General features: G+C 45.3%; 4 protein-coding genes. 3 read left to right on the forward strand and 1 reads right to left on the reverse strand.

Features of this window, described 5'->3' with window-relative positions; all coding sequences use genetic code 11:
• A partial coding sequence (locus VIN08_RS07705; protein WP_331962689.1) for an FtsX-like permease family protein occupies positions 1 to 1,585 on the forward strand: 1,585 nt, incomplete at its 5' end.
• 107 nt (positions 1,586 to 1,692) lie between these two features.
• Here the strand turns inward: VIN08_RS07705 and VIN08_RS07710 are convergent.
• Positions 1,693 to 8,349, reverse strand: coding sequence for a carboxypeptidase-like regulatory domain-containing protein (locus VIN08_RS07710; RefSeq protein WP_331962692.1), 6,657 nt, complete (start codon positions 8,347 to 8,349; stop codon positions 1,693 to 1,695).
• A 196-nt stretch (positions 8,350 to 8,545) separates the two neighbouring features.
• On the opposite strand from VIN08_RS07710, the gene VIN08_RS07715 reads away from it, so the two are divergent.
• Together VIN08_RS07715 and VIN08_RS07720 are read left to right on the forward strand one after the other, a co-directional pair.
• The gene (locus tag VIN08_RS07715) at positions 8,546 to 9,856 is read left to right on the forward strand and encodes an SWIM zinc finger family protein (protein ID WP_331962695.1); all 1,311 of its coding nucleotides are present in this window, start codon (positions 8,546 to 8,548) and stop codon (positions 9,854 to 9,856) included.
• A partial coding sequence (locus VIN08_RS07720; protein ID WP_331962698.1) for a DUF5691 domain-containing protein occupies positions 9,853 to 11,256 on the forward strand: 1,404 nt, incomplete at its 3' end. The genes VIN08_RS07715 and VIN08_RS07720, both read left to right, overlap by 4 nt.

Here is an 11,256-nt window from a genome sequence, read left to right on the forward strand (position 1 = left end):
GGATATACACCTGTATAATGCAGGTATAGAAGATCCGCTCAGCCATGGCGATATTCGCTTTGTGTGGTTGTTTGGTGCCATTGCTATATTTATACTATTGCTCGCGTGTGTCAATTTCATCAACCTGTCTACGGCCAAATCGGCTAATCGTGCCAAGGAAGTAGGACTTCGAAAAACAGTGGGTTCATTCCGTAGTAACATTATCAGTCAGTTTTTGGTAGAGTCACTGCTATATAGTTTCTTCTCGTTTGCTCTCGGGATTTTTATCGCGTGGATGTTGTTGCCATACTTTAATGTGCTGGCGGCAAAACTCCTGGTATTTCCGTGGCAGCAATGGTGGTTTATACCCTTGATGATTGGCGCTTCATTTTTGGTAGGCATTGTAGCTGGTATATATCCTTCCTTCTACCTGTCATCGTTCAAGCCCATACAAGTGCTGAAAGGAAATATAAGCCGTGGAAGTAAAAACTCTTCCACGCGAAGTGTGCTGGTGGTATTTCAGTTTACCACATCGATCATTCTCATCATCGCCACCTTTATTATATACCGGCAGGTGGAATATATACTTAACAAGAAAGTAGGCTTTGAAAAAGACCAGGTGCTGGTTATTCAGGGCACCAATACCTTGGGCGATAAAGTAAAAACATTCAAAGACGAATTACTGCAGCTATCGCAGGTGAAACATGTTACGGTAAGTGATTATTTACCGATACGCGGCACAAAGCGAAATGGTAACGGCTTTTGGAATGATGGCAAGCAAAAGGAGGAGAAATCTATAGGTGTGCAGATATGGCAGGTTGACCCGGACTATATCACCACCCTCGGGATGAAGATTGTTGCCGGAAGAGATTTTGTAAAAGACATGGTTTCTGATTCTGCCTCCATTATCATAAACCAGAAAATGGCGCACGACCTGGGCTTGAAAGATCCCATTGGTAAACGTGTAGCCAACTGGCGCTCCTATACAGTAGTAGGCGTAGTGGAAGATTTTAATTTCGAGTCGATGCGAAACGAGATCGGTCCGCTGTGTTTTGTATTGGGAGATAGTCGCAATATAATTTCAGCCAAAGTAAACACGAAAGATATGGCCGCTACATTGGCATCCGTTGAAGCGATCTGGAAAAAAGTATCGCCCCATCAACCGATCCGCTATACATTTCTGGATGAAAGTTTTTCCAGAATGTATGATGATGTGCAGCGCATGGGCCGCATCTTTACCAGCTTTGCTATACTCGCTATTATAGTGGCATGTCTTGGTTTATTTGCACTCTCTGCCTTTATGGTAGAGCAGCGGGGCAAGGAGATCAGCATACGCCTGGTATTGGGCGCATCGCTCAAGAGTATATTTAATTTACTTACCCTGAACTTCCTGAAACTGGTGCTCATCTCTATAGTAATTGCCGCACCCGTTGCCTGGTATATGATGCAAAAGTGGTTAGAGGATTTCTCGTACCGAACGGAGATCACCTGGGATATATTTGTTCTGGCCGGCATTATGTCGGTGTTGATTGCACTGCTCACGATCAGTTATCAATCAATACGCGCAGCACTGGTTAAACCCGTGAACAACCTGCGGTCTGAATAACAATAACATCGTTAGGTATAAGGTTAGGTATAAGAGAAAACGGGAGGCGAGGGGTCGCCTCCCATCACTTTTTAAATCCCTCGCCGAAGGAGAGGATTTAGGTGAGGTTATTTCACCACGATCCTTGTACCTTCGCTATGACTGCTAAACTCCGGAGCATACATGCTTTGTATAGTAGTGATGCCATTGGAGAAATTGCCTTTGTTGGTTACGCGCAAGTCGTATTCAAATACATATATACCCTGCTGCATATTGTCGAAGAAGAAATTGGTGGAAGCATCTTTAGTGCTTTGGTAATAGCCCAGGCCTTCCTGCCATTTATAGGTTGAGAGTACATCAACCGGTTCGAGGCCAGCGGCACGCAGGTCTTTCATGTGCAGAAATTCCATCGGGCGATCGGCTTTCAGTTCAATGCGTATCCGTAATAGTGCGCCTACTTCCAACGGCTGGTTAACATTCACTTCGGTGAGTAATTCTCCCGTATCTGTATTTTTTACCAGGAACACTTTTTTGCTCAGCGCCAACGGTGTGGCTGCAGGCGTAATCTTGTCGAGGTCTTCAAAGTATTGCCAGTATAAACCGGCCCACGCTATACCATCATCCTTCTTGGCTAAAGTAACTTCTCCCATTGCGGGTGTTACTTCATTTTCTTTCCACACGCGTTTAAAGTAGCCGGTACCGGCTTCAGTCTGTTTGGCATCCGGTGTAATTTTTTTATTGCCAACAGTAACATCTACCTGCTTATCGATCGGCAACCAGTCTGTTCCGGTAAGCAGCAGAGCGTATACCGCCTCCGTTGTTTCTTTGGTTGTTTTCCATTGACTGGTTTGTTTGTTCTTGAGCAGCCATACGCGAAGTTCGTCCACCGTCTTTATGTCCTGTGGATCAATTTCAGCAAATGCTTCGATCAACAACGCCTGTGTTTCAACGGGAGCTTCATACCAGAACCATCCGGCTTTGTTCTCTTTCCAATACATACCCAGCTCTTCGCTTACGATGCTGTTCTCTTTCAGCGAGCGCAAAATGTTTTTGGATACTGTAGTGTTCTGATCGCGATGCTGGATCAGGGCGATCATACCTTTGGAATATAAATTGAAGTCGAGCCAGTATTGTGCACTTTGTGTCTTGTAATAGTGCACAGCTTCCTGGGTCTTCCAGTCAAAAGGTATATCCGGGAAAAAACTGCGCATGTACAGGTAGTGAACGTGGTGATTATATATATTCCGCTGGCTGATATACTCTTGCACGAGCCTGTTTCCTTCGGTGGGTGATGAGGCTTTGATCCGCATGTTGTCTGCTGTTTTCTGTAATTCATTATAGTCGCGAACAATTTGCTGATCGAGAAATTTAACGGCCTTACGCATCATGTCAGAAGCAGCGTTATCGGCTGTTACCACGTTCAGATGTTTCAGATGGCCATAGCTTGAAGCAATGTGTTGTGTAATATAGGTGCTTGCTTCGCGGCTGCCACTAAACCACGGAAAACCTCCGTTGCCCATTTGCATCTCCTTCAGTTTGTTAATTGTTGATTGCCACTGATCTTTCATCGTATTGAGATCGAAGAGTAATGCTACCCGCTTCTTTTGTTCCGTTTCACTCTCGGCATCACGCAGCCAGGGTGTTTCCTGTATGATAATCGATTTCAGCTCAGGGCTCTTCTCCAGGTTGCTGATCAGTGCACCAGACGATGACCATTGATTGAATACTTCTTTGATCTTCGGTGTGCTGTTCAGAATGTGTGTAGCCAGTGCGTTGGCATAGAAACGTGAAAAAGTCTGCTCAGCACATTCGTGCGGAAACTCCATCAGGTATGGCAAGGCCTGTATAGCATACCACGCAGGGTTAGATGTTACTTCTAATGTAAGTTGATGGTGTTGCAGTGTAGGAGAGTGTGTAGTCCTTAGTTTGTCGAGTGTAAATGTTTTGGTTTGTCCGGAGCGCACATACATTGGCAGCGACTCTGTTACCAGTATGCGGTTGGATAATACCGGCAACGCATTTTGTTCGCCATCGCTAAAGTTACCGGCCTTGGCTACTACTTTATATTGCACAGCATCTATACCGGCAGGCACTTTTAATCGCCACGATACTTCAGTATTTCCTTTTGCATTGATCCGGAACGTTTGGTTACGCACTATATTTCCAAAGGCCTGATCGGCTGATGCACCGGTTATAGCATTGGATAATTGCAGCGCAATTTTTCCATTCAGCGTTTTACCGGAAAGGTTGGCAATCTTTACCGAGAATGTAATTTCATCATTCACGCGCAGAAAGCGTGGCGCGTTGGGAGTAACCATCAATTCTTTTTGTGTTACAGCCTGCAGCGTTTTGGTCGTGGTGAGTAAATTTTTTGTATGAGCCAGCAGTTGCAGCTTCCAGCGTGTAAGCGACTCCGGTGTAGTGAATGTGAATTGTATCTTTCCCTCGTCATCCGTAGTAAGATGTGGAAAGAAGAAAGCAGTTTCATTAAAGTTCTTGCGTGCATTTACTTTGGCAAGTTCTTCGTCCATTTTCTTCTGACCCGACTTGGTGCTGATAATGATCACGCCATTGGCAGCGCGTGCGCCATACAGCGCCGTAGCGTCTGCTCCTTTTAATACCTGTATATTTTCCAGATCACTTTGATCGATCTGCGATGACTCTACAATAACACCATCTATAACATAAAGTGGTTTGGCATCTCCATTCAGTGTAGAGGCTCCACGAATTACAATGCGTGCATTACCACCACCGGGCATATTGGTAATTTGTACGCCTGCTGTCTTTCCCCCGAGAGAAGCAAATACAACATCGCTTTCCTGAGTAGTTTCAACTACCATTGCCTGACTGCCCACCATCTCTCGCTTCATTACCGTTGTGCCATATCCCGTTACCACTACTTCCGATAAGGCCATCACTTCTTCTTCCATCAATACATTAATGGTGTTCTTACGGCCCACTGTTGCTTCGGCGGTAGCATAACCAATAAAGCTATATATCAGTATATCATCCTTGCCGGCTTCTACTATATAGCTTCCGTCAGCGTCGGTAGTAGTGCCGGTAACGGTACCTTTTACAACTATATTTACTCCGGGCAATGGGTTCCCGTTACTGTCGGTGATTATACCATAGATATAGCCTTCTTTTCGCTGTCGGCTGTTTGCCATGCTTACTTTGGATGGATTGGCCGGATCGGGCCCTACTATATATAGCCGGCTCAGATATTGGCGGTTGGTATAATGGCTGTTGGTGATGTTAAATCCAAACCATTCGAAATGATCATATTGTTGATGAGGTATAACGCGGGAGCGATAGGGTATAACACGACTGTTGAGCGTAAAGGCTGTGGTACCAAAACTGTGCGAGCTGTTTGTGCGGTAGCTGCTATAGTAACGTTTTTCTTGTATCGGGTTAAATGACCACGCATGTGGTTTGAACTGATCGAGCGAAGCATCGTACATGGAAGCCAGCACTTCTGCTTCTTTCCTGGACGACTCATCTCCTTTGATGGTGAAGCTCCACATTTGTCGGGAGTCCGGTTGCAGTTTGTCTTTGAATGTGGCCGTTTCAATTTCTATGTGCTTGCGTTCCGATGTAACGGATAGCTTTTCATTGTCGGATAGAAATACATTATAAACAGCAGCACTCACATGAACCACAAAGCCTTCGTCAAGACCTTCGGTAACCGGTATTGTGAATGTAGTAGTGCTGGCAGAAAGATGTTCTGTAAAAGTTTTTACAATCGTGTTGTTGCGCTCAAAACATACGGTAACATATATATCCGGTGCAGCAGATCCTATCTTGATCTTGGCCAGATCGCCTACGCGATAACTGGATTTGTCAGCCTCAAGCAACAGGAGCTGGTTATCGGCAACGGCACGGCTACCGGTTTCAAATACGGTGAACGTATGTCTATCGTTGATCGTCATACCGGCAGCATCAGTAGAAGTAAGCTCCATCACATAACGCCCCAGGGGCCATGCAGTGTTTGTTTTAAATTTTACTTCTTTAGATTTAGCAGTATTGAACGGAGCGCTGAACATCAGCTTGCCTTTCTCCCATTTGGATGGATCACTTTGATCTTTGTAGGAGTCGTGCGGGAAGAGTGCTTTGAATTCTTCTTCACTTAATGATGGAGTGTCGGGAGATGTCCACGGCCGCGGACGAACCGGTGTTTCCGGTGATTGCAGTTTGTAAATATATACTGTGCCTTGTGCGGGTATAAATTCACCGTTCAGGTTTTCGGTTACGACCGTAATAGTATTCTCCGGAATTTTTCGGTCGATGAGTGTGGCTGCCTGGAGCGTAGCCGAAAGCGTGTGGTAGCCTACCCGTACCGTTGTAGAAGTGCTTCGCGTTTCGCCATTGATGTCGATAACATCGGCTGTTACCTGGTACTCAAATACAGGGCGATCTTCTTTTGTTGACGATTCGCTTGGAGTAGCCGGAAAGTTAATGGAGAATTCACCACTCTTGTCTGTTATCGTTTCGCCTATCGCGATTTCGTCATCTTCACCGGATTCGTAACGATTATACCAGCGCGTGTATCGAACGGTGCGCTTCACTCTGTAATTTACTTTTGCCCCGCCAACTTTCGCCCCGCTAAAAGATATAGCAGTTCCTTTTACGGTTACGGTATCCTTTACCCGGAAGATTTCTTTTACCGGTTTGAAAGATGCTTCAAACGTTGGACGTTTATATTCTTCTACCGAGATCTCCAGGGTTTGATAGTCAAAGTCATAGTCATCATAAAATTCAGTGTCTTCAGAATCTTCATCAGCATACAGGCTATATTCTCCTGTTAACCCGGAAGCCGGTAATTTAAACTCTCCGCTAAACGAACCGAAAGCATTTGTTTTGAGTCTGAGCGAACCTACCTCTTTCCCGTTCACATCTTCCAGAAATACTTCTACATATTCACCGGGAGCTACCGTTGATTTTTTACCCTTCGTTTTAATAAGTATACCTTTAAAATATACGATTTGTCCTGGCCGGTAAATACTGCGATCGCTAAACATGAACGAACGCGCAGTAAGTTCTTCTTTGTCGTTATTTTGGTTGTACGACCCGTATATATAGTAACCGCCAAAATCAGCATGATCTTGCTGATAATTCACCGTTATACTGGCCTGGTATGAATCATGACCATCTTTCTTTATTTCGAAAAATCCGTTCTTGTCTGTAGTGAAGTTTAAGATGATTGGTGTAGAATTATCATTTCCTGTAGAGAGCAACTGTACATCCGCTCCGTTAATCGGTTTGCCATTGTTACGATCCACCACCTGGTAACGATAGGCGTCCTGCGATATATTTTCAAGCAAGGCCAGGTTGGTTACTTGTATAATAGCATAGGCAAAGGTTCCTGTACCCGTTGTTGCTGAATCAGCAGGTACTTGCGCCAGAAGTATATATTTGGATGGCGGCAACTTAGGCACAACAATTTCAGTACTGTGTTCCTGGTAGTCGTGCAGATCGCGAAGATTTGCCTGCCAAGCAGCGGTTGGTGTGATTTTTTCCAGTGCCGTCAGTCGCAAAGAATCTTTCTCCATATTGCGGAATTGATATAAAAACTCTTCGGTAACAGCAAATGCCTTGCACGATAACTGGTTAGTGTTAGTATACTCTGCCCGAATGCGCGAGGGCGTGTTTACTGGTATATATAGCTCGGTTCTTAAATCAAGATGAGGGTGGCGAATAATATTTTTCAGGGCGAGACATTTTTGTGCGCCATCGCTGGCAGGGAAGCGTGCTATCGCCTGGTTGCATACATTAACCGCTTCACGTTTCTTGAATTGTTTTGCCGGTGCTTCGGGTTTATAATTGTTTCCATCCGCATAAAAAATAGAAGCGATAGCAAAATCGACCAACGTAGAGGCCGGATGTTTTTGATAGACCGACCGAAGTTGTTCCAGTGCTTTCATATGCAGGTCAGTGGCGTTTTCAAATATACCCATTGTGGCTATCCAGTTTAGGCGATCGACCTCAAGGTCGATATAGGCGCTCGTATCTTTTGCAGTTTTATGAAACCGGAGCAATGCCTGGTATATTTTAAGTGCCTGCAGTTGCGTAGATGAACTGTCGGGCGCATGAATGGTCATGCTCTCAAACTCGTTGAAGTAACGAATGTCTTTAATATACATCGGCCTGGTATATTTGCTAAGACCGCTTTCACCTGATGTATAAAAATCCAGTGCGTTGTGGGCGATCAGGTCGTATACCGTAGGCCGGTATAATCGCGAGCCTTCACCCTGCAGGATAATGTCGTTTAGCGAAGCGAGACTTATAGCAGTGAGTTGAGGTACATCCTGCATCGAATGCTGGAGGTAGTGGTGTATCTCTTTAAACATCGCGTCAGCATCCCAGGTGCGGAAGTCTTCATTTACTTTTGTCTCTGTTCGCGATCGATCGTAATATTTCCAACGATTTTGCTGAAAGTACTGCCAGTAAATATCGGCCAGCAGCGACTCCAGTATATTTCGAAGTGGCGCCTTGCTTACAGCAATTTCTTTCTTGAATTTCTGAACGATGTGCAGTTCAGCATCTTCCTGTAACGTAAGCGCAAACTTGGATTGATATAAAAGTGCACGGGTAACCTGCGGTATATTCTTATCGCGCTTCGCCCGGTTATACAGCGAATCGACTACCTTGAGAGCCGACTTCGTCTGTTCATTCATTTCATAACGATATACATCACTCCAGAGCCTGGAATAGACATCGGATTGCGCCAACACCTGGGCGCATCCCCAACACAGCATAAAACTCAACGACAGTAAAACAGATTTCATAAGCGTAGGTTGTGTAGAACGATGGTAAGATGCCGAATGCGGCATAATTCCATAAGTAAAAGAGAAAAAATCTCGTTGATATTCCGGGCAAAAGACTCTCTGTTAAATTATTTATATTATTCATTCACTGTGCAACTGGTGCTGCTTATTTTGAAAGTATTTTTGATATTATTGCCCACGTGAACTTCTCTGCTGTATGAATTTTTCTGAAGAACAGATACTGGCCCTGGCTCCTGATGAATCGTCTAAAAAATCAGGTAAGGAACTGGCGAATGCATCCAAGTGGGTAAAGCGCGAAGTAAGTGAGCGTGCCTTGTGGGGCGAGTGTCAGGGAAGTGGAAAGCTTCCGTATCAAACCCAGATCGACCTGGTAAATGTAGCCTTCAAGTGTTCGTGCCCTAGTCGTAAGTTTCCCTGCAAGCATGGCCTCGGGTTGATGCTGCTATATGCCCGCGATAAGAAAATTTTTACGGCTGCTGCTGAACCGGATTGGGTAACGGGGTGGCTGGATAAACGCACCGATCGCGAGGAGAAAAAAGCAGAGAAGAAAGAAAAAGAAAAGAAGGCAGATCCGGCAGAGCAAGCCAGGCGGCAGGAGAATCGCATGAAGCGTGTGGAAGATGGCATGGCCGATCTGCGTCTCTGGATAAAGGATATTGTGCGTAACGGTCTGCTAAATATACCGGGTAAAGATGCATCGTACTTTGAAAACATGGCGCGAAGAATGGTCGATGCGCAGGCATCGGGTCTTGCAGCAATGGTGCGTGCGCTGCGCGATATAAATGTATACCAGGATGGTTGGCAATCACTTTTTCTGGATCAGATCATTCGTATATACTTAGCCCTCGAAGGATTCCCGCGCATGGATATACTTTCGGGCGACTTGCAGGATGAACTGAAGACGTTGATTGGGTTTACCCAGAACCAGGATGAACTTCGAAGCGTGACTGGTATACGCGACAACTGGTTTGTATTATCGAAGAGTACGGAGAAAGAAGATAACCTTACCACCGAACGCAACTGGTTATATGGCAGTACATCGCAACGCTATGCCTTGATATTGCAGTTTTATGTTCGCGGGCAATTACCCGAAGTAAACCTGTTGCCGGGTTCGAGCATCGATGCCGAGCTGGTATATTTCCGCGGAGCAAATCCGTTTCGGGCACTCATACGCCAGCAGTTTGGTGTAAACAATAATGCCATTATCAGCGGACTAAAAGATTGGAGTGAAGCAGCGGCATTTACAAGTGCTATACATACAGCCAACCCCTGGGCCAGTAGCCTGCCCGTTATTGTAGAAAATGTAGTTCCTGTAAAGGCAGCACATCAGTGGTTGCTGAAAGATGCGGGTGGTAAAGGTGCGTGGATCACACAAGAGGCACATAATTTATGGAAGCTGTTAGCGGTGAGTGGCGGTAAGCCGTTGCATGTTTTTGCTGTCGGCAACGAAAATACTTTTGAACCTTTAGGAGCCTGGATGGATAACCAGTATACTTTACTTGCATGAAATTCTGGGAAGAAATAATTAATCGTGCATCACTTGGCAGTACGCGACAACCGCTTCGCACCAGTGATATACCTGAATATATAGCAGGCGAATTAGTACTGCAGGATTCGCAGGATGCTGAAGAGGATTTTTTGCGTTTTGCTTCGCTGGCGTATCAATACAGACAGGGCGGATCGCAGCCTCCCGATTTTCAAACAATAGTACAGCCGGTAGCAGCAGAAGAAACGAAGGCGTATTGCACTGCGCTGGCCGGAAATATACTATATACTATTCTCGCAGAAGAGCATCAGCCTTTTTTGGAGTTGTGGCTCTCACAATGCGCTTCGAAAGGTTTATGTGTACCACCAGAGATAGTACCTTCTTTGCTGGATATAGCGGCACGAAGAAAAGAACTTCGCAAGCTTGTTATGGAGGTATGCGGTAATCGCGGTGTGTGGCTGACGTTGCTGAATCCTGCATGGAATTTCTTTTCATCAACGCAAGATCAGCAAGCTATATGGGAAACCGGTAAACCGGAAGAGCGAAAAGAATTACTGCGCGAGTTGCGTAAACAAAATCCTGCAGAAGCCATCACACTTCTTCAAACAACCTGGGCCAGCGAAGGCGCCAATGAAAAAGCAGCCTTTCTGGATATACTCAAAGTAAATCTTTCGGCAGCAGATTTACCCTGGCTTGAAGCACTGAAAGAAAAAGGGCAGAAAGTAAATACGGCTGTATTGGAACTAATGAAGCTGATCCCTGCATCGTCTGTTGTACAGCAATATCAGGCTATACTAAAAGATACCGTGACGATCAAAACCGGTAAAGCTTTATTGGGGATGATCAATAAATCAACGCTAAGTATAGATGAAACGGTTGCTATTCCCGAGCCTGTATTTAAAACCGGTATCGATAAATTAAGCAATAGCAAGAATGTATCCGATGGGCAGTATATACTGGTTCAGCTTATATCAGCAGTGCCACCTGCATTCTGGAACGATCACCTGCAGCTTCCGGCAGAAGAAATTATAGCACTGTTCAGAAAAGAGAAGCATACTGCTTTTTATATGCCGGCACTTGCTCTGGCAGCTGTGCGGTTTCAGGATCATGCCTGGATCAAAAATATACTTGACCGCGGGGGAGATGTGATCGATAGTTCTATCATCATGCTGCTGGGCGCGTTGCCGGCTGCCGATCGTGAACGGTATGCTATCAAATTCTTTGACCAGAAACCGGCTGAGGTCATTATGCTGATGCAACAGAGCGACCGTGAATGGAGCCTGGAGCTGGCACGAAAAATACTTCGACACACAGCCAACGAGGTATATATCTATAACCGGGCTTTCTATCGGCCGGCTTCGGTATATATACCCGTGGAAATATTATCGATGCTGGAATCTTTTAATCCCGCAGACGAACAG

The sequence above is a fragment of the Ohtaekwangia sp. genome, assembly GCF_036568665.1.
Classification (GTDB): Bacteria; Bacteroidota; Bacteroidia; order Cytophagales; family Cyclobacteriaceae; genus Ohtaekwangia.

Bases quoted from the DNA above. Each gene is read 5' to 3' on its own strand.
- VIN08_RS07710 (WP_331962692.1), bottom strand. From the start codon at position 8,349: ATGAAATCTGTTTTACTGTCGTTGAGTTTTATGCTGTGTTGGGGATGC.
- VIN08_RS07715 (WP_331962695.1), top strand. From the start codon at position 8,546: ATGAATTTTTCTGAAGAACAGATACTGGCCCTGGCTCCTGATGAATCG.